This window comes from Enterovibrio sp. FF113 (assembly GCF_041439165.1).
GTDB classification, from domain to species: domain Bacteria; phylum Pseudomonadota; class Gammaproteobacteria; order Enterobacterales; family Vibrionaceae; genus Enterovibrio; species Enterovibrio norvegicus_A.
This window is the reverse complement of the sequence record NZ_JBGONO010000041.1, coordinates 1-21,602: the sequence shown is the minus strand read 5'-3', so window position 1 is coordinate 21,602 and position 21,602 is coordinate 1. Positions and strand designations below refer to the sequence as shown.

The window sequence follows — 21,602 nt, the reverse complement described above, 5'->3', positions numbered from 1 at the left end:
CTGACGGCTGACGATATCTGGGAGCGCTGTGCCTATGTGCTTTCGGTGAAGATGCAGGACCCGCAGTTTGCTGGCCAAACCAAAGAACGTTTGTCGTCGCGCCAATGTGCCGCGTTTGTTTCTGGTGTGGTGAAAGATTCATTCAGCCTTTGGCTCAATGAGCGCCCTCAACTGGCAGAGCAGTTAGCCGAAGTTTGTATTGCGAACGCACACAAACGTATGCGCGCAGCCAAGAAAGTCGTGCGTAAGAAGGTGGCTTCTGGCCCTGCATTGCCGGGTAAGCTGACCGATTGCTCGATGCAAGATTTGGCACGTACAGAACTTTTCCTTGTCGAGGGTGACTCGGCAGGTGGTTCAGCGAAACAAGCCCGCGATCGTGAATTTCAGGCGATCATGCCATTGCGCGGTAAGATCCTAAATACGTGGGAAGTGTCTGCTGACCAAGTGTTGGCATCACAAGAAGTTCACGATATTTCAGTGGCGTTGGGTATTGATCCTGACAGCGAAGATCTGACCAGCCTGCGTTACGGCAAAGTGTGTATCCTCGCGGATGCGGACTCGGATGGTCTTCACATTGCGACTTTGCTGTGTGCGTTGTTTGTTAAACATTTCCATGCGCTAGTAAAAGCCGGACACGTTTACGTGGCGATGCCGCCTTTGTATCGTATCGACTGTGGTAAAGAAGTGTTCTATGCCCTCGATGATGCAGAGAAAAAGGGCATTTTAGAAAGCTTAAGTAAAAAGCGCGCAAAAATTGATGTTCAGCGATTCAAAGGTCTGGGTGAGATGAACCCATTGCAGCTTCGCGAAACCACCATGGATCCTAATACTCGTCGTTTGGTGCAGCTCACCATAGACGATCAAGAAGAAACGGATCGCATGATGGATATGCTGCTAGGCAAGAAACGCGCTGAAGATCGCCGCCATTGGCTGCAAGAAAAAGGCGATATGGCCGAGTTGGCAGACATTTAATTTGATTTTAAGATCGGACGTTTTCAATGACTGATATCACTTATGATGGTGTCGAGCAGCTTCCTCTTAGGAAGTTCACTGAGGATGCATACCTCAACTACTCGATGTACGTCATCATGGACCGCGCACTCCCGTTTATCGGTGACGGTCTAAAGCCAGTACAGCGCCGCATTATCTATGCAATGTCGGAACTGGGCCTGTCGGCTACAGCAAAATATAAAAAATCCGCCCGTACTGTGGGTGACGTGTTAGGTAAGTACCACCCACACGGCGATTCAGCGTGTTATGAGGCCATGGTATTGATGGCTCAACCGTTCTCCTACCGTTATCCCTTGGTGGATGGTCAGGGCAACTGGGGTGCGCCGGATGATCCAAAATCCTTTGCAGCAATGCGTTACACAGAATCGCGCTTGTCTCGATTCTCTGAAGTGTTGTTGAGCGAAATCAGCCAAGGCACTGTTGATTGGCAGCCGAACTTCGATGGCACCATGAAAGAGCCAAAAACCATGCCTGCGCGCTTGCCACACATTCTGTTGAATGGTGTGACGGGCATTGCGGTGGGTATGGCGACAGACATTCCCCCACACAATGCCCGTGAAGTGGCGAATGCGCTGGTGGCATTGATTGATACGCCTCAGCTCGATCTGGATGGCATTCTGGAACATGTTAAAGGGCCAGACTATCCAACTGAAGCTGAAATCATTACCCCGAATGTGGAGCTGAAAAAGCTTTATCGCAGTGGTAAAGGTTCGGTCAGAATGCGTGCTGTTTGGCATAAAGAAAATGGCGACATCGTCATTTCGGCATTGCCTCATCAGGTGTCTGGTGCCAAGTTGCTTGAGCAAATTGCCAACCAAATGCGCGCGAAGAAACTGCCAATGGTGGAAGATCTTCGTGATGAATCTGATCACGAGAACCCAACTCGCATTGTGATCGTGCCACGTTCGAATCGTGTTGATTGCGATCAGCTGATGAATCACCTGTTTGCTTCTACCGACCTTGAGCGCAGCTACCGTGCGAACATGAATATGATCGGCCTTGATGGTCGTCCACAGGTGAAAGGCCTGCTGCATATTCTGACTGAATGGCTTGTGTTCCGTCGTGAGACGGTTCGCCGTCGCCTGCAATTCCGTTTAGACAAAGTATTGGCTCGCCTGCATATCCTTGATGGTTTGTTGGCAGCGTATCTCAACATTGATGAAGTCATTGAGATCATCCGCACCGAAGATAAGCCTAAAAATGTGCTGATGCAGCGCTTTGAGCTTAGCGAGACGCAAGCGGAAGCCATTCTTGAAATCAAACTTCGCCAGTTAGCCAAACTGGAAGAGATTAAGATCCGCGGTGAGCAAGACGAGCTGAATAAAGAACGTGATCACTTAGAGAAGTTATTGGGTTCTGAGCGTCGTATGAACACGCTGATGAAAAAAGAGATCATGGCCGATGCTGAAAAGTACGGTGATGATCGTCGCTCGCCATTGGTTGAGCGCGAAGAAGCAAAAGCCATGACAGAGCGTGATCTGATCCCAAGCGAGCCGATCACTGTTGTGCTGTCAGACAAAGGTTGGATCCGTCATGCCAAAGGGCATGATGTAGATGCAACCACATTGAGTTATAAATCTGGTGATAGCTTCCTTGCTGCCGCACGCGGTAAGAGCAGTCAACCTGTCGTATTCATTGGTACGGATGGTCGAAGCTATGCGCTTGAATCGCACAGCTTGCCGTCTGCACGTAGCCAAGGTGAGCCTATTACCGGTCGCCTGAATGTTACTGCAGGCACGACAATCCGTCATGTACTGATGGGCGAGAACGAGAATGTGGTGCTGATGGCATCAGACGCAGGTTATGGTTTTGTGTGTAAGCATGATGATCTGCTGTCGAAGAACCGCAGTGGTAAAGCATTGCTCAGTTTGCCCCAGGCTGCGGAAGTAATGCCTCCTCAAAAAGTGGGCGATCTCGATCACGACGACATTATTGCTATCACTAACGAAGGCCGTATGTTGGTCTTCCCGGTGAAAGAGTTGCCGCAGTTGGGCAAAGGCAAAGGGAATAAGATCATTAATATCCCTGCTGCACGCGCCAAAGCGCGTGAAGAGTTGCTTGCTCAGTTATTCGTGGTACCAAGTGGTGCTACCGTGACTCTGCATGCCGGCAAGCGTAAGCTTTCGCTCAAGCCTTCTGACATTGATAACTTCCGCGGAGAGCGTGGACGACGTGGAGCAATGCTGCCTCGTGGATTACAACGCGTTACCACGATAGAGATTGCATCACCGAATGATGCTGAGCCATCAGAAACACCGGAAGCGTAGTCACGAAATCAAAATCGAAACCCTCCGGAAGGAGGGTTTTTTTATCAGCTTGGCGATGATTGACCGATCGATGGGTGAATTTTGTCGTTGGATACGTATACTAGTCGCCATTGAGTTTTAGCGCACACCTGTACGCTGTAATGCCAACGCGAGTTGGGTATTACTCACAGGGACGTTTTCCTTACCCCGATTGCGGGTGTCAGGCATTAGGAGAGAAAAATGTACTTTATACTACGACTGTTGGCTATTGCCTTGTTTGCGATTGTCATCTTTGTTTTCGGTTGTGGTTACTGCCTGCTAAGTCCAAGAAATCCAAAGAATGTTTATACGATTGGTCGCTGGTTCGGCAGGCTTTCAAGCATTTTTGGTATTAAACTGGACTTGCGTCAGACTGAGGCTTCAAAAGACGTAGGAACTTGTGTGTATATTGCCAATCACCAGAATACTTGGGATTTGGTGACGGTTTCTAACGCTGTGCGCCCTGGTGCGGTGACGGTTGGTAAGAAAAGCCTTACCTACATTCCTATTTTTGGTCTCATTTATTGGTTAACCGGCAATATTTTGATTGATCGTAACAATCGCAGTAAAGCGATGGGCACGATTGGTCAGGTCGTAGATAAAATCAAAGAGAATAATGTTTCTGTTTGGTTGTTCCCTGAAGGAACACGATCTCGTGGTCGTGGACTTCTGCCATTCAAAACGGGTGCGTTTCACGCAGCCATTGGTGCTGGTGTGCCGATTGTTCCTATCGTGTGTAGCTCAACCCGTGATCTTAGCGTATCGCGCGGTGATAACGGCCACGTGATTGTGGAGGTGATGGATCCTATCTCTACTGAAGGCTTAACCAAAGAGCAGGTGCGTGAACTGGCTTCTCGTTGCCATGATGTGATGGCTGAAAAATTGGCGCAACTTGACGCAGAAGTGGCCGAGTTGAACAAGAAGTCATAAACTTTCATTTAAGCTCAAGGCTAAACAAGTTGAACAAAAGGATACGCAGATGCGTATCCTTTTGTGTTTATAACTGCAGGTGTTTTTGAGAGTAGTAGAACAGATATGCGGAAAGATTGGGTTGTTCTAGTAACGGAAAGCGGCGAGCCGATTGGGCTCGCTGACAAAATGGCAGCGCATCAGCAGGGTCTGCTGCACTTGGCTTTTTCTGTGATGATCTATCGCGACACGTTGCAAGGGCGCGAGTATTTGCTGCAGCAACGTGCTCAGAGCAAATATCACAGTGGCGGTTTATGGACTAACACGTGTTGCTCCCATCCCATGCAGGGTGAATCTTTTGATGCTGCCGCTGCACGTCGCCTGAATGAAGAATTGGGGATTGTTGCGCCGCTAGCGTTTCAAATGGGTGTAACATTTTGCTATCGCGCGGAACTTGATAACCATTTGACTGAGCATGAGCTGGACCAAATTATTGTATGCAAAGCGGATGACGTGGCGCTTGTGCCTAATCCTGATGAAGTGATGGATTGGCATTGGTGGCCAGAGGCCGAAATGCTTGGTGCGATGCGTGATACGCCTGAGCGATTTACGGCATGGTTCTCTCAGGTTGTCGACCATGTTGAAAAGCAGCTAACAGCGTAAGCGTAGACACGGTGTGACAGACAAATAAAAAGCGGCGTATTCACGCCGCTTTTTTCGTTCTATCGCTGTCAATTTCGGGCGTAATAATTACTTACGTACCGCAATGGCTTCGATTTCGATACCGACATCTTTTGGCAGGCGAGCCACTTCCACGCAAGAACGCGCTGGGTAGTGTTCTACATTGTGCTCATCAAAGAACTTACCGTAGACATCGTTCACTGTACCGAAATCGTTAAGATCTTTAACGAACACAGTCATTTTTACGATATCGCCTACTTTCAGGCCTGATGACTCAACAACCGCTTTCACATTTTCCAGTGACTGACGTGCCTGAACAGCAATATCGGGAGATACTTCACCGGTGACTGGGTTAACTGGGATCTGGCCTGAGGTCAGTACCATGTTGCCAAGATCAACACCTTGAATGTATGGACCGATCGCTGCTGGCGCGTGTTCAGTGTGAAGCACTTTAGTCATTTACCTATCCTTAATTAAACATTGGGTACGGAAACAGGGTAGGCGCCTAGTCTGCATCTTGGCAGCGATTAGGTAAACCTGCTAAATCACATTTTAGGTGTGTTGTCGTTTCTTGTTCGCATCAAGCGCAAGAAAAAGCCGACGATTTCCGTCGGCCTGACTCACGGCGCAGTCGAGTCAGTTTATTTCGTGCTTTAATGCTGTTGGCGAGTCGTTATCAGTGATTCTCGGTCATGATTTCGCGTGAGAATACTTTCTCGCAATATTTGCACTTCAGATGGATGTCATCGGCTTTGTTAATGACGTTAAAGCTAGTTTCTACTGCGCTTTCATCGTGCGTAATACAGTTCGTATTTGGGCAACTGAACACACCAAGAATATCCAGAGGTAGCGTGAGTGGAAGCTTAGCCACCACTTCATAGTTCTCAATTTGATTCACAGTAGCGTTAGGTGCGTACAGTGCCAATTGCTGCGCTTGCTCTTCGCTGACAAAGATATTTTCAATCTTAATAATGTCTTTTGCACCCAATGCAGATGAAGGCAGATTCAGGCCGACAGTGACGCGTTCGTTGCTCTTGTGCAGCTTGAACAGTTTCATCACTTTAAAACCGACGTTGGCAGGAATGTGGTCGATAACCGTTCCGTTCTTGATGGCTTCAACCTGCAGTTTATTTTGTTTTACCATGACCTTTGCTCCTGCCTTAAATCTCTTCGTTCATAACCAGTGCTAATAGCGCCTGACGTGCATAGACGCCATTTTCTGCCTGCTGGAAGTAATACGCATAAGGCGTTTTATCAACAGCGACAGTAATTTCATCCACGCGTGGAAGCGGGTGAAGCACTTTCAGGTTCTCACGAGCATGCTCAAGTGCGGGTGTGTCGAGAATAAATGCCGCTTTAATGTGCGCATATTCAGATTCGTCAAAACGCTCTTTTTGAACACGAGTCATATAAAGAATATCGAGCTCTGGCACCACATCTTCGATACTGCTGTGCAAGCTGTAAGGGATCCCTGTTTCGTCTAATTCTTCCAGAAGATAATCGGGCATCGCCAGAGCATCTGGTGCAATGAAGTAGAAGCGATTGTTGTCGAACTTAGAGAGTGCCTGCGTCAGGGAATGGACGGTACGGCCGTATTTCAGGTCTCCAACCATGGCAATGCTCAGGTTATCCAAACGACCTTGGGTTTCGAAAATGCTGAATAGATCGAGCAGTGTCTGAGTCGGGTGTTGGTTTGCGCCATCTCCGCCATTAATCACTGGCACGCCTTTAGAAAACTCTGATGCCAGACGTGCAGCGCCTTCTTTAGGGTGACGCATAACGAAAGCATCAACATAAGAAGAAATGACCTGCACGGAATCAGACAGGGTTTCCCCTTTTTTGCCTGATGACGTATTCCCTGCATCAGGAAAACCTATTACAGTCCCGCCAAGACGCTGAACAGCCGTTTCAAACGATAGGCGCGTGCGTGTGGAAGCTTCAAAGAAGCAACTGGCGACAACTTTATTTTTCAACAAGGTCGGGTTTGGCTCAGCTTTCAGTTTGCCGGCCGTATCGACGATCAATTCCAATTCTTCGCGGGACAACTCCGGGATGGAGATAATGTGTTTGTTGTACAGCGAGGTCGCCATGTCTTTTCTTCCCTCTGTGGTTGCTCATCACGTCTGAGCTTGGTGTAAACCCAGTTCATGATGGCTATCGGTGGTACATTTTGGTTAAAAAAAAGCCTCCCGATCAGGAGGCTTTTTTTATCAATACATGAAAAACGAAATAGGATGCCATTGCCACTTTAGGGCACTGTTTAGCCGTTGATTGTGTCGCTAAGTGTGGCATTTCGATTCATTTTTCTGACAAATTGCGAAGAATTATACGCCCATTTTGTGAGGGCGCAAGACTCGTAGAATAAACCTGAGAGAGTCATGAGGGCAAAGGGGATCGCAGCGGCGCGTGTCTGACAAGATAACAAACCGCTGTATCACACAGCGGTAGTCAGGGGGAAACGGTTAGTTGCCCAGCGTGGCCACTAACACTGCTTTAATGGTGTGCATGCGGTTTTCTGCTTCATCAAACACGATGGAATAGTCGGACTCAAACACATCTTCAGTGACTTCGAGACCATTCATGTCGTATTTTTCAGCGATTTCTGCGCCGATGGTGGTTTCATCGTTGTGGAAAGCGGGCAGGCAATGCATAAACTTCACATGCGGATTGCCCGTGGCGTTGATGACGTTCATGTTGACTTGGTATGGCGTCATCAGCGCGACACGTTCATCCCATGCTTCTTTTGATTCGCCCATCGACACCCAAACATCGGTGTAGAGAAAATCACACCCTTTCACGCCTTCTTCAACGTTTTCGGTCAAGGTGATTTGCGCGCCAGTTGTTTTTGCAATGGCTTTGCATTGTTCAACGAGGCTGGCTTCTGGCCAAAATTGTTTCGGCGCAACCAAACGAATATCCATGCCCATTTTTGCTGCGCCCACCATGAGCGAGTTACCCATGTTATTGCGCGCATCGCCCAGATAGGCAAATTTGATTTCATGCAATTGTTTGCCACGACCATGCTCTTGCATGGTGAGAAAATCAGCGAGGATTTGTGTTGGATGGAACTCATCCGTCAGGCCATTCCAAACAGGCACACCTGCATATTTACCGAGTTCTTCAACAATCTCTTGTCCAAAACCGCGGTACTGAATGCCGTCGTACATTCTACCCAGCACGCGTGCCGTGTCTTTCATCGATTCTTTATGGCCAATCTGCGAACCTGATGGGCCAAGGTACGAGACTTGTGCGCCTTGATCGAACGCGGCCACTTCGAATGCACAGCGTGTACGGGTGGAGGCCTTTTCAAAGATCAGGGCAATATTCTTGCCTTTCAAACGTGGCTGTTCGTAGCCATTATATTTGGCTTTTTTAAGCTCGGCAGACAAAGAAAGCAGGTGTTCAATCTCGCGAGGCGTGAAATCCAACAGCTTGAGAAAATTCCGGTGACGAAGATTAAAAGCCATAATGAGTTCCCTTCAAAATCCCGTGTACAACTGAATAGCAGAATCATGGTCCACTATGATAATAATCACGATTTTCACTTAAACGTGAGTAGGAATGCAACCCCCGTGAATAAATAATTATATGCAATGGATCGGCATTCATTAAAATAGAGAGGCGTAGGGAATAAAAAAAGCGGCCACTTTACAGCGGCCTTCATCGATTCAGGAGTGTGGAATAAGCCGGGAGTTATAGCCCTTCGCGTTCGATAGGGCAGCTCATGCAGCGCGCGCCACCGCGTCCGCGTCCAAGCTGATCGCCGGGAATAGGCAGCACGGTAATCCCTGCTTTGTCGTATTTTTCGTTGGTATACACGTTGCCTTCGTAACCAACAACGACGCCAGGGCGTACGGTGAGGACATTATTCGCGTCATTCCATTGCTCACGCTCGGCTTCAAAACTGTCACCACCCGTGGTGATGATATTGAGTTGCGGGATATCAAGTGCTTTCTCAATGGCATGAAGGAAGTAATCGGCTTCTTTCACGTCGACGTCTCCATTGCCTTTGTTGGTTAATCGCCAAGATTGCAGATCTTTGCGCATGACCTGCGGATAGACTGAGAAGGTATCAATATCCATGTGGGTCATGACAGTGTCTAAGTGCATGCAAGAACGATGTTTAGGTAAGTTAATGGCGATAACTTCTTTGGCCTGACCTTGTTCAAATAGGCTTTTTGCCAACGCCTCAACACCTTGTGGTGTGGTGCGCTCAGACATGCCGACTAACACTGCCCCATTACCGATTACAAGCACATCACCACCTTCAACCATGGCGTTGTCGTAGTCGCGCTGCTCTGCCCCTAGGTAAGTGAGGAAGTCACTGCCCGCAAATATCGGGTGCCAACGGTAAATGGCACGGAGATGATTGGTTTCGCGCTGACGAGCAGGTTTCGCCATTGGGTTGAGCGATACACCACCGTATATCCAGCAAGACGTGTCACGGGTAAACAGGTGGTTCGGCAATGGGTCGATAATGAAATCAGTGCGCTCATGCATTGCCTGCATCATAGAGGACGACTGAAGAGGGAAGTCGATATAGCTCAAACCACCGAGAAGAATGTGTGCCAACTCTTCATGGCTTAACTCGTTAAGGTACGTGCGTACGTCCCCTGCAAATTGGTAGCCCAAGCGGTATTCACCAACCTGCACATCGAGAAGCCAAGTTTTAGCCTCTGGTATGGCTAAGGTCTCTGCCAGCAGATCGTGCAGCAGTAAGACTTCTGCGTTTTGATCTCGTAATGTTTGTGCAAACTGATCATGCTCTTCCCCGGCACGTTCGACGGCCAAAACATCATCAAACAGCAGATCTTTGTAATTTGAAGGAGTGAGGTGGTTGAGGGCTCGCTCTGGTCTATGCAGCAGCACACGTTTCAATTGTCCGACTTCAGAACCCACATATAACTGACTCATGATCGTTTCTCTCTTGAATTATTATTAGCTCCGCCAGTTGGCAAAATATGCGAATCGAAGCCACTGATCTGGAGTCAGAATAGTGGATTTAAACGCGATCATTTTGTCCGGAATGGCGGGAAAACATGGAGATTAAGCGACAGAATTCTGTAACAGGGGCGTTTGCTAGCAAAGACGCCTGAAAACGTGTCGTAAATCCATTTATCTCAACAGCAGCACTTCGGCTTGCCGAGTCAGCGGTATCTCGTGCTTGACCTGCCAGTGCATGCGCTCATTTGTGCTTATCTATGCGATATAAATGCACACTATTCCATAATTTAGGGTTTTCTTGGCGCAAGATGAGGCAAAACCTAAGTATGTGTAGCATCTTGTGTTGTTATTTCCCTGTTCTCAAATAATGACAACCTTGTTGGTTAAGGTCAATTTTACTTTTAATTAACATGCATTCAATGCGAGCTTTTTAGCGATAAACGCAGTCATACTGCGTCTTCATGCGCTATCAATTGGACGTGGCAAACCAAGCCAATCCATGCGATAGTGCTTCGGTTATTATTTCAGTCTGGAGTTATCCAATGTCTTACGCTGACATTATTGAAGAACAAAAAGCGGAAACCCGCGAAATCATTGCTGCGCTGCTAGATGATGGTAGCGATCCAGATGCGCTTTATACCATCGAGCATCACCTGTCTGCTGACAGTTTTGCTGAGCTGGAAGGTGCAGCGGTTGAGGCGTTCAAACTAGGTTTTGAAGTGCTAGATGCAGAAGAACTTGAACTAGATGATGGCTCGACGGTTATTTGCTTTGATGCTGTGATGGAATCAGCCCTTGATGCAGAACGCATCGATGAGCAGGTTGAGAAACTAGCGGCATTGGCTGAAAAACATAAGATCGATTACGACGGCTGGGGCACTTACTTTGAGTCTGATGAAGAAGACGACGAAGAAGAAGGTGACTTGGAAGAAGAGGAAGACGCGAAATAATCGCGTTCTCTCTGACAAAACGGAAAAAGCCGGATTCGTCCGGCTTTTTTGTGCGCGCTGATCCGTGATTGGAGATTATCACTACCCACTTAAAAGGTTTTCAGCATCACAACTTCACAGTCACCATGTCCGGTTTTCCCCAAGGGTTTATCTAGGTGTTTAAAACCAAGAGATTCATAAAGATGAATCGCTTCTTTTAAACAGGCTGTGGTTTCGAGATAGCAACCGGTATAGCCTTTTTCACGGGCGAATTTCATCGCCATTGCGGCAATACGACGGGCAAAACCTTTGCCTCGCAGCTCGGGACGAAAATACATTTTCTGTAGTTCACACAGCGATGCCTCTCCCTCCAATGGTGCAATGCCGCCGCCACCCAAGATCTTCCCTTTATGTTCAACGACCCAATATGCGGCATTATCTGCTTGGTAGCATTCACTGAGCGAATCGAGCGCTGGGTCGGCCACGCTGTAACCCTTATCTTCTGTTAGCCCATATTCTGTCGATACTTTACGAATAACTGCGGCGATGGCTGCGTTATCAGCAGGCTCTAGTGGGCGTAAGGTGAAGCCCTTTTGATGCTCGCTCTGTTCCATTGCTCGGTTGTAGCGATGCAATGAGCGGGAGAGATTTTCGATTTCATCGAGATCTAGCTGCTCAAGGTACAAGGCGATTTCTTGATTGATGCCGACATGGTGCTGGTTGAGCCGATCGTGTCCAAAGTCGCTTAGCAGATAACGCGGTTGTGCATTTCTGGCATCGACTTGATAGGCCACGGTGTCATTATTAATCAAGATAGCGAGGGTGCGGTTAGCGTTGATCACGTCAATGTTGAGTCGTGTTGCTAATTCTTCTGCGCTTAATGCACCTTGCTCAAGCTCGATCAGAACATGACATTGCACTGTCGTCAGGCCTGCGGTGCCATAAATATTATCTAATAGCCCACGATGTCTGAGCAGCTGTCGGACTAAAGATCGAATTTCCACAGGACCTGAGTGCATAGTGTCTCCATTAACGTCGGTGTCTCGCGATGAATCGCAAATGCCTTACGTCATACAGAGTAAGGCATTAGTATTTTTAACCAAAATAAAAATGACTGCGTTGATTCAACAAACTGAAAAGGGAAGAGACGTTAGGGGGTATCAGTGACAAAGAGAGCAGCCTTAGCTGCTCTGTTATTTTTGATGAGGTGTTATGCGGTGACAGAGTGATTGTGGCGACATTGCATCATACGAAACGCTTCTTTTTTCTGCCAAACACGCTCGTGAAGGTAATACGCCATGGTATTGATACAAGGCTCGATCATCGCCATCACGCTACCAATCAAGATATCGCCTGTTAGCACGTACACCACACCAAACGCGACACTGAAATGAATCACTGCAAAGCTTGCTGTTTTACGGCCAGGGTTATTTTTCATGGTGCGCTTTAAGCGCTTGCTGTCCCAAGCTTTTTCATGGAAGTAAAAAGCAACCGTATTGACCATGGGCTCGATCATCGCAATCAAGCTACCAATCAGAATATCGCCTGTCAGGATGTAAGCGACAGTAAACGCAACAGTAAAGTGAATGACAGCAAAGCTCATGGTCTTTTTCATAATAGGTCCTCAGATCCCTCATGGGTACAGATCTATTATTGCAAATAATTCTCATTTGTAAATGGGTTTTCTGTGAATTATTTTGATAGGTTGAACCTATTGATTGGCGATATGTAAAGAACCGAGGCGAAAATCAATCAAAGAAACAAATCACTAGAGCAGGGTTATCTTTATCTGATGCTATACGGGATATGGACGTTGATTGGGTGAGAATTGTTTACCGAATCTCGAATATTGAAATGCAAAAAAGGCTGACGATTACTCGTCAGCCTTTTATTGGTTAAACCGTTTGAAGCGTTGAATTACAGCGCAGCGATGATCGCTTTCTGTTCTTCCAGTTTCACCAGTGTTTCGTGGTAACCGTCTAGTTTCGCACGCTCTGCTTCAACAACCGCTTCTGGCGCTTTAGCCACGAAACCTTGATTGCTCAGCTTGCCAGAGATACGTTTGATTTCGCCTTGTGTCTTGGCAATTTCTTTATCTAGACGCGCTAGCTCTTCATCTTTATCGATGAGGCCTGCCATTGGGATCATTAGGGTAGATTTACCCACAAGTGCTGTCGCACATGCTGGGGTTTCTTCACCTGATGTCAGTACACGAATGTCTTCAAGCTTAGCGAGAGACATCAGTACTTGTTTGTTTGCTTCCACGCGCGCGATGTCTTTATCATCGGCGGCTTTCAGCATGACATCCAACGGTTTGCTTGGCGCAATATCATATTCTGCACGGAGGTTACGAATTGAGGTGATGAAGGCTTTCACCCACTCAATGTCTGCCAAGGCATCTGCATCAAACTGTGCCTCATCATACTGCGGCAATGCTTGCAGCATAATGGTTTCATCAAAGTTAGCTGCATCAATACCTTCAACCAATGGCTTAACGCTCTGCCAAATAGACTCGGTGATATATGGCAGTACTGGGTGAGCAAGACGTAATGTCTTCTCAAGCACAGTGATCAGTGTGAAGCGCGTCGCTTGCTGTTGCGCTTCTGTGCCTTTCCAAAGAACAGGTTTGGTCAGTTCTAGGTACCAGTCACAGAATTGGTTCCAGATGAATTCGTACAGCGTGTTGGCTGCCATATCCAGACGGAAGTTCTCGATGTGTGCGTTGAAATCTTTCGCTGCCAGTTGGAATTGAGACTCAATCCATTTGTCTGCCAGTGAGAATTCCATCGCAGCGCGCTGCTCTTTAGACAAAGAGGTTCCGCAATCTTGGTCTTCTGCATTCATCAGCACGTAACGGCTTGCGTTCCATAGCTTGTTACAGAAGTTACGGTAACCTTCAAGGCGCTTCATGTCCCAGTTGATGTCACGGCCTGTTGATGCCATGGCTGCTAGGGTGAAACGCAGTGCATCTGTACCGTAAGGTTCAATGCCGCCTTCAAAGGCTTTGCGCGTGTTCTTTTCAATCTTGGCAGCAAGTTGAGGCTGCATCATGTTGCCACAACGCTTTTCAACTAACTCTTCAAGACCGATACCATCAATCATGTCGATAGGGTCAAGGACGTTACCCTTTGATTTCGACATCTTATCGCCGTTTTCATCACGGATAAGACCGGTGACATAAACGGTTTTGAATGGCACTTGCGCTTTGCCATCTTCATCTTTACAGAAGTGCATGGTCATCATGATCATGCGAGCAACCCAGAAAAAGATGATGTCGAAACCTGTTACCAACACGTCAGACGGGTGGAAGGTTTTTAGATCAGGGGTTTGCTCAGGCCAACCTTGTGTACCAAACGTCCACAATGCAGATGAGAACCAGGTATCAAGCACATCGTCGTCTTGGCGAAGCACAACCACGGGTGCAAGGTTATTTTGCTCACGCACTTCTTCTTCGCTGCGGCCAACATAGACGTTACCGTCGTTGTCATACCATGCAGGAATGCGGTGTCCCCACCAAAGCTGGCGAGAGATACACCAATCTTGAATGTCACGCATCCAAGAGAAGTACATGTTTTCGTATTGCTTAGGCACGAATTGAATGTCGCCATTCTCGACGGCTTCAACCGCTGGCTGCGCCAGTGTTGCTGCGCGCACGTACCATTGGTCGGTCAGCATTGGTTCGATAACCACACCACCACGGTCACCGTAAGGCACGGTAAGGTCGTGGTCTTTAATTTCTTCTAGCAGGCCAAGGCTATCAAGTTCAGCAACGATGGCTTTACGCGCGGCAAAGCGCTCCATGCCACGGTACGCTTCTGGCAACTCACTGCTGTAAGCGTCGCTTGATTCGCCGTTGGTGCTAAACACTTCAGCGCTGTCACGGATGTCAGCATTGAAGGTCAAAATGTTTATCATTGGCAGCTGGTGGCGTTTGCCGACTTCATAGTCATTGAAGTCATGCGCAGGGGTGATTTTCACACAGCCTGTGCCTTTCTCCATGTCTGCGTGCTCATCGCCCAAGATTGGGATGCGACGGCCAACAATCGGAAGCATGATTTCTTTGCCGATCAGATCTTTATAACGCGGATCTTCAGGATTAACGGCAACACCCGTATCACCCAGCATAGTTTCTGGACGAGTGGTTGCGACAACAATGTAGTCTTTGCCATCAGCCGTTTTCACGCCATCCGCTAATGGGTAACGGAAATGCCACATGTAGCCTTTGACGTCTTTGTTTTCGACTTCTAGGTCTGAAATGGCGGTGTGCAGTTTTGGATCCCAGTTAACCAGTCGCTTGCCGCGATAGATCAGATCTTCTTGGAAAAGACGGACGAACACTTCTTGAACGGCATTTGATAAACCGTCATCCATGGTGAAACGTTCACGATCCCAATCGACAGATGCGCCAAGGCGACGAAGCTGTTTGGTGATGGTGCCACCAGATTCGTTCTTCCATTCCCAGATCTTATCGATGAAGGCATCACGACCGTAATCGTGCTTAGTCTTGCCTTCTTCTGCCGCGATCTTGCGCTCAACAACCATTTGCGTGGCGATACCTGCGTGATCGGTACCTACCTGCCAAAGGGTGTTTTTGCCTTTCATACGCTCGCAACGGATCAAGGTGTCCATGATGGTATCTTGGAACGCGTGACCCATGTGCAGGCTGCCGGTGACATTGGGTGGTGGGATCATGATGCTGTATGCATCTTTTGATGTATCACCATGAGGCTTAAAATAACCAGCCTCTTCCCAGCGCTGGTACAGCGCCTTTTCAATTGATGTTGGGTTGTATGTCTTTTCCATAGCGCTCTTGACGGATCAGTGTGAGATTTAGGACATGTCATCAATGGCGAGGGTTCGCATTTGACGCCCAGCCATTCTGTAAATTTTGTAGCGCTCTCGCGCTTGTTGCTTGAGAGTTTCATCGCAAGGCACGAAGTCTACCACTTGTGCAAAGGAAGGCGCAAAAATTGCTGCTTCTTCGGACAGATTTATCAGCACATTTCTGTGCCCGGTATGTCGGACTCCTGCCCAGCCTATTTCAACTTGCGCGCCGCCTCTCGGCCCTTCACCCACAAGATTGTGTGCGACAAAGTTATCGGGTGACTGTTGCCAAAGGTATTCGTCGACGCTTTCCGCTTGAGATTTATCGTTCGCCGAAATGTAAACCTTCATACCTTGTTGACTAAAAAGCGCTGAAAGTTGGCCGGCTTTTTCTACCATACAGCGCTGGGGATCTGTATGGGTGTCATCTAATAAATAGAAGGTTGCCAATGCCATGTGAGTTTCTCTATTTAACGGCGAATTAATGCGGTTAAGTTTGCGGTTAGCTTGTCTGAAAAGCCATCGCTTTTCTTTGGCTAATGACATGACAAACGAAAAAAAGGAGGCTGTTTAGCCTCCTTGTCGATGTTGTGACGTTTTACTCCACCGTCTCCAGGCCAGAGCGGTTCAGTAAGAACTGGACGAGCAATGGGACAGGACGACCTGTCGCCCCTTTGTTGGCTCCACCTTTAAAAGATGTACCAGCAACATCAAGGTGCGCCCAGTTATATTTCTTTGCAAAGCGTGAGAGGAAACAACCAGCAACGATAGTGCCACCACCAGGTGAACCAATGTTGGCCATATCGGCAAATGGGCTCTTCAGCTGTTCTTGATACTCTTCGGTCATTGGCAGACGCCATGCACGGTCACCGGCTTGCTCTGAGGCGTTGACAATTTCATGCGCTAGCGGATTGTGATTGGATAACAAGCCACTGATGTGATGACTTAGTGCAACAATACAAGCACCGGTTAGTGTGGCTACGTCAATCACGCACTCAGGTTCATAACGCTCAACATAGGTCAGTGCGTCACATAACACCAAACGGCCTTCTGCGTCGGTATTTAATACTTCAACCGTTTGACCTGACATAGTGGTTACGATGTCACCCGGACGATAAGCGCCGCCATCTGGCATGTTTTCACAACCTGCTAAGACACCAATAACATTGATTGGTAGCTCAAGTTTTGCTAGCGACTTCATTGCGCCAAATACCGATGCTGCACCACACATGTCGTACTTCATTTCGTCCATGCTGGCTGGTGGCTTCAGAGAAATACCGCCAGCGTCAAAGGTCAAACCTTTACCAACCAAGATAATTGGTTTGGCATCAGGGTCTGGATGGCCTTTGTACTCCATGATTGACATCATCGATTCGTTACGTGAGCCTTGGCCAACGGCTAAGTAAGATGTCATGCCTAGCTCTTTCATCTCTTGTTCGCCGATGATCTTGGTGCTGACTTTATCGAAGTCATCTGCCAAACGGCGCGCTTGAGAGGCAAGGTATGCAGGGTTTGCTACGTTTGGTGGCATGTTGCCAAGGTCTTTACACGCTTTAACGCCAGACGCAACAGCGAGACCATGGGTAATCGCGCGCTCACCTAGGTTTAGCTCGCGACGGGTAGGTACATTGAATACCAATTTACGAAGTGGACGACGGGTTTCCGGTTTCACACTCTTGAATTGATTGAAGGTGTAGAGGCTGTCTTTGGTGCTTTCTACTGCTTGACGAACTTTCCAGTACGTGTCGCGACCTTTTACGTGCAATTCGGTCAGGAAGCAGACCGCTTCCATTGAGCCAGTTTCGTTAAGCGTGTTGATGGTGTTCTTGATAATTTCTTTATATTGACGCTCACCGAGTTCACGCTCTTTACCGCAACCAACCAACAACACTCGCTCAGAAAGTACATTAGGAACGTGATGCAGTAGCAGCATCTGGCCAGGCTTTCCTTCGAGATCTCCGCGGCGCAAAAGGCTACTAATGTACCCATCGCTGATTTTATCGAGTTGTTCTGCCACCGGAGACAAACGGCGTGGTTCAAACACACCAACTACGATACACGCGCTACGTTGCTTCTCGGGACTCCCGCTTTTTACACTGAACTCCATGCGTACTCCTACATCCTAAAGACAAGTGAGGCTAAATGTTGGATAATGCCCGCTTTATTGGCACTCGATTTCGTGTTCGAGGTAAATTGAATTAAGCAGGTCAACACTTGGCCGAAAGATTAAAAAATAACTCATTTACCCAAAAACTATAGCGATTCGAGTAAAAAAACAAGTTTTCTAAAGGTAAAACACCGTGATTATTGTTCGGTATTTGATCCGAGAGACAGTGAAAACGCAACTCGCTGTGTTGTTTGTGCTTTTTCTGGTCTTTTTTAGTCAGAAGTTCATACGTGTGCTGGCAAACGCTACAGATGGCTCAATTCCGGGTAGTGATGTGTTAACACTGGTCGGTCTTTACATGCCATCGATGGCAATGTTGATGTTGCCACTTAGCCTTTATATCGGGATTTTGATCACTTTTGGCCGTCTTTATGCTGAAAGTGAGATTACCGTGATGAATGCGACGGGGATTGGGAACAAGTTCCTGATCCACGCGGCATTGTATTTGGCGTTGTTGACAGGGGCTGTTGCGGCATTTAATGCACTGTGGCTGACGCCTTGGGCGAATGACAAAGAAATTAAGGTGATGGAAAGCCTGGAATCTGATTCTGGTCTTGAGCTTCTCGTGCAAGGGCAAATCCAAACCACACCAGATGGTCAGGCAGTGGTCTTTGTCAATGAAATCACGGAAAGTGGACAGAATCTTCATAACGTCTTTATTGCCCAGCCTGTGCCTCGCGATACGATGCGTCCAAACGTGATTGTTGCCGAAAAGGGTTTTGTTTCTGAGCTGCCAGATGGACGTCAGGTATTGGATTTAAATACCGGTGTCCGGTATGAAGGTTTACCAACTCGACTGGATTACACCATTACCGACTATGACAATTATCAGGTGTTGATTGGCCAGCGTGAAGTTCGCCAGAAACAACGTGATTGGGATGCCATGCCGACGCCTGCTCTGTTAAATGAGTCGTCGCCACAAGCAAAGGCTGAGTTGCAATGGCGTATCGCTCTCGTATTGTGTATCCCGTTAATGACAATGATCGTTGTGCCGCTCTCTGCGGTGAACCCTCGACAGGGGCGCTTTGCAAAACTTTTCCCTGCGGTATTGATATATCTGACTTACTTCCTTGCAATAAGCGCGGCTAAATCGGCAATAGAAGAAGGAAACCTGCGGCCTGAAATCGGTCTTTGGAGTATCAACTTACTGGCATTGTTGGTGGCTATTGGGCTGATTAGCTGGGACACATTACCCATGCGTAAGTTGAGATATCGATTGAGGAGGACCAGCTAATGTTTAAGATCCTCGACCTTTACATTGGGCGCACAATTATTGCGACAACGTCGTTGTGTTTGGCAACCTTGGTGGGGCTTTCGGCCATTATCAAGTTTGTTGAACAGCTACGCTCAGTGGGTGATGGTGTTTTCACCATGATGACGGCTGTGCAATATGTCATGTTGAGCATGCCGCGCGATATTGAGATGTTTTTCCCGATGGCGGTATTACTGGGTGCATTGATTGGCCTTGGCTCATTGGCATCAAGTTCGGAATTGGTGGTGATGCAAGCCTCTGGTTTCTCGAAGCTAGATATTGGCCTTTCCGTGTTAAAAACGGCAATGCCATTGATGCTGGTGGTGCTGGCATTAGGGCAGTGGGGCGCACCCGATGCCCAAAAAGCGGCACGTGAACTGAGAACGTTCGCGAAATCAGGCGGTAACGTCATGTCTGTTCGCAGTGGTGTTTGGGCGAAAGACGGCAGTGATTTTATTTATATTGCACGAACCGATCAGAAAGAGTCACTGACTGGCGTGAATATTTGGAAGTTTGACGACAACCAAGTACTCAAAAGCATGGTGTTTGCGGATAGCGGGGCTTATCTGGATAAAGATAGTTGGATGCTAAACAATGTCACCGTCACTCACTTTGAAGGCCCGATTAAAATCAGTGAAACCAAAGAAGATCAGTTAGCCTGGAAAACGACGCTGACACCTGAGAAGCTTTCCATCGTAACGGTGAAACCAGAAGAGTTATCACTCAGTGGTGTATACAGTTACGTCGAATACTTGAAGGCATCGAAACAGGATGCGACTCGCTATGAACTTGCTCTGTGGCGAAAGGTACTGCAGCCGCTGTCTATCGGTGTAATGATGCTGTTGGCGCTGAGCTTTGTTTTCGGCCCACTACGTACGGTGACCATGGGCGCACGCGTGCTATCCGGTGTTATTTTTGGTTTTTCCTTCTATATATCAAATGAAGTGTTTGGGCCGTTAACCTTAGTCTATAACTTACCGCCCTTCTTTGGTGCCGTTGCCCCCAGTTTAGCGTTTGTCGGTGTGACACTTTACTTACTCAATAGAAAGTTATAGATGCTAGGCGATAAATTTATTTGATATAAGAAGAGGGAGCCCATGGGCTCCCTCTTCTTATATCAAACGATATGATGAAACTTAGTCGATCTTGAGCATTTGGCTGTTTGAAAAGTGATCTTGAAATGCACGATTGTTTCGATCAAATAAGGTGAATAGATTACCCGCACCCAAACAAGCAGTCGCCATTCGTATTAGCGCCTGAGTGAAGGTGAGGTTTCCACCAAATTCACTCACAAGTTTAAGCTTCCATGCTTTCATTCCAACGGTCTGACCTGCTTTAGACCAAAAGTAGCCATAAAATCCCGCAGCAATTGCAAATACATAGAGAGTAAAGAAAGGACTGATCATAGGGTTGCGAGTCAGGTAATCTCCCACGTCCACGTAACCTTCTATTGAAAGCCCAAATTGCATCGCAATGGCGAAACCACCAACAACCAAGCCGATAGCAAGCATTTCAACGGCGACGAGTACGAGAAGGTCATAAAGCCATGCGCCCATACGACGAAAGAAGCTCGCGCCTTTAGGCACACTGAACTGAACAGAGGATTGAGACATGTTGCTGTCCTAATAATGAGTAATGCGTGCAGTTTAACAGCCTTATCGATAAGGGTGAATGGAGAAAAATGGGTCAAATTGCATGTTTATTTACCAGGATGGCGAAAAAAGAAACGGTTGAACATTTTTTTCTATTTATGTACTTGCGTCGTTGTTCGGCATGCGTATAATTGGCCGCACTTGCCCGAGTGGTGAAATTGGTATACACGACGGATTCAAAATCCGTTTCCGAAAGGAGTGTCGGTTCAAGTCCGACCTCGGGCACCAAATTCCGAGAAAGCCTTAGTCGAAAGACTAAGGCTTTTTTCGTTCTAGCATTTCCAAATTTTCTCCCTCCTTTGTTTCACCGTCATCTTCTACTTTCTATTAATCCCTCTATACCCAAGCAACCTCAAGATGAGAGGCTCCCTAAGGGCGAGTTTTGTTGGCCGCCATGCTTTGTTGCTGATTTTCAACGTAGAGCGACTATGTTTCCAAACCAACGCCGTGCCTGACAGCCTACAAACTCTCGCTGAACAAGCATCTTGAGGTTGTTTGGGTATATATAGAGAAACAACAGTATTTGGTGGTCGTTCTCATTGTTACTCTTGATTCCCTCATTACGCTGTATCTACATCTACATCTACATCTACATCTACATCTACATCTACATCTACATGAACCAAACGTTCAAAACTGGGTGCGAGGTGATATTGAAGACAGGCAATTACGATATATCAAAGAAGCAAAGGGGTTCTATTGTGCTTCAAGAAAGAAAACTTGATGAAAAACAACTGAAAATAGAGTAATAAATAGTCAGTTTTGACCGTTATGATGCAAATTTAAACGGTTAGGCCTGTTTTATTAAGTTTTTTGAAATTAGCTATTGCCAAGCAGTTCGAAGTCTCTATAATGCGGCCCATCGACACGGAACACGGCGAGTTAAGCCGCTGACCAAGTCAACGTTCTTTAACAATTTGACCTATACAATCTGTGTGGGCACTCGTA

Annotated in this window: 18 protein-coding genes and 1 tRNA gene; 8 read left to right on the top strand and 11 right to left on the bottom strand. The window is 47.4% G+C overall.

All coding sequences use genetic code 11. The features are described 5' to 3' along the window. The 4 genes from ACED36_RS21635 to idi all read left to right on the top strand — a co-directional run. Nucleotides 1-972 (top strand): toprim domain-containing protein (locus ACED36_RS21635; protein ID WP_371733802.1); only part of this gene is annotated, 972 nt, incomplete at its 5' end. Between the two features lie 26 nt (nucleotides 973-998). Beyond that, complete coding sequence (gene parC, locus ACED36_RS21630) at nucleotides 999-3,278, top strand: DNA topoisomerase IV subunit A (protein ID WP_017005130.1); 2,280 nt, start codon at nucleotides 999-1,001, stop codon at nucleotides 3,276-3,278. Between the two features lie 219 nt (nucleotides 3,279-3,497). After that, nucleotides 3,498-4,226, top strand: coding sequence for a 1-acylglycerol-3-phosphate O-acyltransferase (locus ACED36_RS21625; protein WP_016958950.1), 729 nt, complete (start codon nucleotides 3,498-3,500; stop codon nucleotides 4,224-4,226). Between the two features lie 105 nt (nucleotides 4,227-4,331). Beyond that, nucleotides 4,332-4,868, top strand: a complete 537-nt coding sequence (gene idi, locus ACED36_RS21620; protein ID WP_016958949.1) for an isopentenyl-diphosphate Delta-isomerase — start codon at nucleotides 4,332-4,334, stop codon at nucleotides 4,866-4,868. An 87-nt stretch (nucleotides 4,869-4,955) separates the two neighbouring features. Here the strand turns inward: idi and ACED36_RS21615 are convergent, their stop codons facing one another. The 5 genes from ACED36_RS21615 to arcA all read right to left on the bottom strand — a co-directional run bounded on the left by ACED36_RS21615 (nucleotide 4,956) and on the right by arcA (nucleotide 9,800). Then, the gene (locus ACED36_RS21615) at nucleotides 4,956-5,345 is read right to left on the bottom strand and encodes a RidA family protein (protein ID WP_016958948.1); all 390 of its coding nucleotides are present in this window, start codon (nucleotides 5,343-5,345) and stop codon (nucleotides 4,956-4,958) included. A gap of 217 nt (nucleotides 5,346-5,562) precedes the next feature. Next, the gene (gene pyrI / locus ACED36_RS21610) at nucleotides 5,563-6,030 is read right to left on the bottom strand and encodes an aspartate carbamoyltransferase regulatory subunit (protein WP_016958947.1); all 468 of its coding nucleotides are present in this window, start codon (nucleotides 6,028-6,030) and stop codon (nucleotides 5,563-5,565) included. Between the two features lie 16 nt (nucleotides 6,031-6,046). Next, entirely contained in the window at nucleotides 6,047-6,976 is a 930-nt protein-coding gene (pyrB, locus tag ACED36_RS21605; protein WP_016958946.1) for an aspartate carbamoyltransferase, read from the bottom strand. Between the two features lie 372 nt (nucleotides 6,977-7,348). After that, nucleotides 7,349-8,353 carry an ornithine carbamoyltransferase gene (gene argF, locus ACED36_RS21600; RefSeq protein WP_371733801.1) on the bottom strand — a complete coding sequence of 335 codons (1,005 nt, stop codon included), beginning with the start codon at nucleotides 8,351-8,353 and terminating at the stop codon, nucleotides 7,349-7,351. 226 nt (nucleotides 8,354-8,579) lie between these two features. Beyond that, a complete protein-coding gene (gene arcA, locus ACED36_RS21595) occupies nucleotides 8,580-9,800 on the bottom strand; it encodes an arginine deiminase (protein WP_371733800.1) in 1,221 nt (406 codons plus the stop codon). Nucleotides 9,801-10,372: 572 nt separating this feature from the next. Here arcA and rraB point away from each other — a divergent pair. Then, nucleotides 10,373-10,780, top strand: coding sequence for a ribonuclease E inhibitor RraB (rraB, locus tag ACED36_RS21590; RefSeq protein WP_371733799.1), 408 nt, complete (start codon nucleotides 10,373-10,375; stop codon nucleotides 10,778-10,780). 89 nt (nucleotides 10,781-10,869) lie between these two features. Here the strand turns inward: rraB and ACED36_RS21585 are convergent, their stop codons facing one another. The 5 genes from ACED36_RS21585 to pepA all read right to left on the bottom strand — a co-directional run bounded on the left by ACED36_RS21585 (nucleotide 10,870) and on the right by pepA (nucleotide 17,690). Next, complete coding sequence (locus ACED36_RS21585) at nucleotides 10,870-11,778, bottom strand: helix-turn-helix domain-containing GNAT family N-acetyltransferase (protein WP_016958942.1); 909 nt, start codon at nucleotides 11,776-11,778, stop codon at nucleotides 10,870-10,872. Between the two features lie 191 nt (nucleotides 11,779-11,969). After that, on the bottom strand, nucleotides 11,970-12,374 hold the full coding sequence (locus ACED36_RS21580; RefSeq protein WP_016958941.1) for a DUF2061 domain-containing protein: 405 nt from the start codon (nucleotides 12,372-12,374) through the stop codon (nucleotides 11,970-11,972). A gap of 302 nt (nucleotides 12,375-12,676) precedes the next feature. Beyond that, nucleotides 12,677-15,562, bottom strand: coding sequence for a valine--tRNA ligase (locus ACED36_RS21575; protein ID WP_016958940.1), 2,886 nt, complete (start codon nucleotides 15,560-15,562; stop codon nucleotides 12,677-12,679). A gap of 27 nt (nucleotides 15,563-15,589) precedes the next feature. Then, nucleotides 15,590-16,039: a DNA polymerase III subunit chi gene (locus ACED36_RS21570; RefSeq protein WP_017005127.1), complete on the bottom strand. Its 450-nt coding sequence runs from the start codon at nucleotides 16,037-16,039 to the stop codon at nucleotides 15,590-15,592. 142 nt (nucleotides 16,040-16,181) lie between these two features. Then, on the bottom strand, nucleotides 16,182-17,690 hold the full coding sequence (gene pepA, locus ACED36_RS21565; RefSeq protein WP_017006774.1) for a leucyl aminopeptidase: 1,509 nt from the start codon (nucleotides 17,688-17,690) through the stop codon (nucleotides 16,182-16,184). A gap of 193 nt (nucleotides 17,691-17,883) precedes the next feature. Between pepA and lptF the strand changes: the two genes are divergently transcribed. Together lptF and lptG are read left to right on the top strand one after the other, a co-directional pair. After that, complete coding sequence (gene lptF / locus ACED36_RS21560) at nucleotides 17,884-18,984, top strand: LPS export ABC transporter permease LptF (RefSeq protein WP_016958937.1); 1,101 nt, start codon at nucleotides 17,884-17,886, stop codon at nucleotides 18,982-18,984. After that, entirely contained in the window at nucleotides 18,984-20,057 is a 1,074-nt protein-coding gene (gene lptG / locus ACED36_RS21555) for an LPS export ABC transporter permease LptG (RefSeq protein ID WP_016958936.1), read from the top strand. Before lptF ends, lptG begins: the two co-directional genes overlap by 1 nt. A gap of 81 nt (nucleotides 20,058-20,138) precedes the next feature. Here the strand turns inward: lptG and ACED36_RS21550 are convergent, their stop codons facing one another. Next, nucleotides 20,139-20,615: an RDD family protein gene (locus tag ACED36_RS21550; RefSeq protein ID WP_016958935.1), complete on the bottom strand. Its 477-nt coding sequence runs from the start codon at nucleotides 20,613-20,615 to the stop codon at nucleotides 20,139-20,141. 182 nt (nucleotides 20,616-20,797) lie between these two features. On the opposite strand from ACED36_RS21550, the gene ACED36_RS21545 reads away from it, so the two are divergent. Then, a tRNA-Leu gene (locus ACED36_RS21545) sits at nucleotides 20,798-20,882 on the top strand. The last annotated feature ends 720 nt before the right edge of the window (nucleotides 20,883-21,602 follow it).

Excerpts from the sequence above, each read along its gene's own strand:
- parC (WP_017005130.1), top strand. The coding sequence starts at position 999 with ATGACTGATATCACTTATGATGGTGTCGAGCAGCTTCCTCTTAGGAAG.
- ACED36_RS21625 (WP_016958950.1), top strand. The coding sequence starts at position 3,498 with ATGTACTTTATACTACGACTGTTGGCTATTGCCTTGTTTGCGATTGTC.
- idi (WP_016958949.1), top strand. The coding sequence starts at position 4,332 with ATGCGGAAAGATTGGGTTGTTCTAGTAACGGAAAGCGGCGAGCCGATT.
- ACED36_RS21615 (WP_016958948.1), bottom strand. The coding sequence starts at position 5,345 with ATGACTAAAGTGCTTCACACTGAACACGCGCCAGCAGCGATCGGTCCA.
- pyrI (WP_016958947.1), bottom strand. The coding sequence starts at position 6,030 with ATGGTAAAACAAAATAAACTGCAGGTTGAAGCCATCAAGAACGGAACG.
- pyrB (WP_016958946.1), bottom strand. The coding sequence starts at position 6,976 with ATGGCGACCTCGCTGTACAACAAACACATTATCTCCATCCCGGAGTTG.
- argF (WP_371733801.1), bottom strand. The coding sequence starts at position 8,353 with ATGGCTTTTAATCTTCGTCACCGGAATTTTCTCAAGCTGTTGGATTTC.
- arcA (WP_371733800.1), bottom strand. The coding sequence starts at position 9,800 with ATGAGTCAGTTATATGTGGGTTCTGAAGTCGGACAATTGAAACGTGTG.
- rraB (WP_371733799.1), top strand. The coding sequence starts at position 10,373 with ATGTCTTACGCTGACATTATTGAAGAACAAAAAGCGGAAACCCGCGAA.
- ACED36_RS21585 (WP_016958942.1), bottom strand. The coding sequence starts at position 11,778 with ATGCACTCAGGTCCTGTGGAAATTCGATCTTTAGTCCGACAGCTGCTC.
- ACED36_RS21580 (WP_016958941.1), bottom strand. The coding sequence starts at position 12,374 with ATGAAAAAGACCATGAGCTTTGCTGTCATTCACTTTACTGTTGCGTTT.
- ACED36_RS21575 (WP_016958940.1), bottom strand. The coding sequence starts at position 15,562 with ATGGAAAAGACATACAACCCAACATCAATTGAAAAGGCGCTGTACCAG.
- ACED36_RS21570 (WP_017005127.1), bottom strand. The coding sequence starts at position 16,039 with ATGGCATTGGCAACCTTCTATTTATTAGATGACACCCATACAGATCCC.
- pepA (WP_017006774.1), bottom strand. The coding sequence starts at position 17,690 with ATGGAGTTCAGTGTAAAAAGCGGGAGTCCCGAGAAGCAACGTAGCGCG.
- lptG (WP_016958936.1), top strand. The coding sequence starts at position 18,984 with ATGTTTAAGATCCTCGACCTTTACATTGGGCGCACAATTATTGCGACA.
- ACED36_RS21550 (WP_016958935.1), bottom strand. The coding sequence starts at position 20,615 with ATGTCTCAATCCTCTGTTCAGTTCAGTGTGCCTAAAGGCGCGAGCTTC.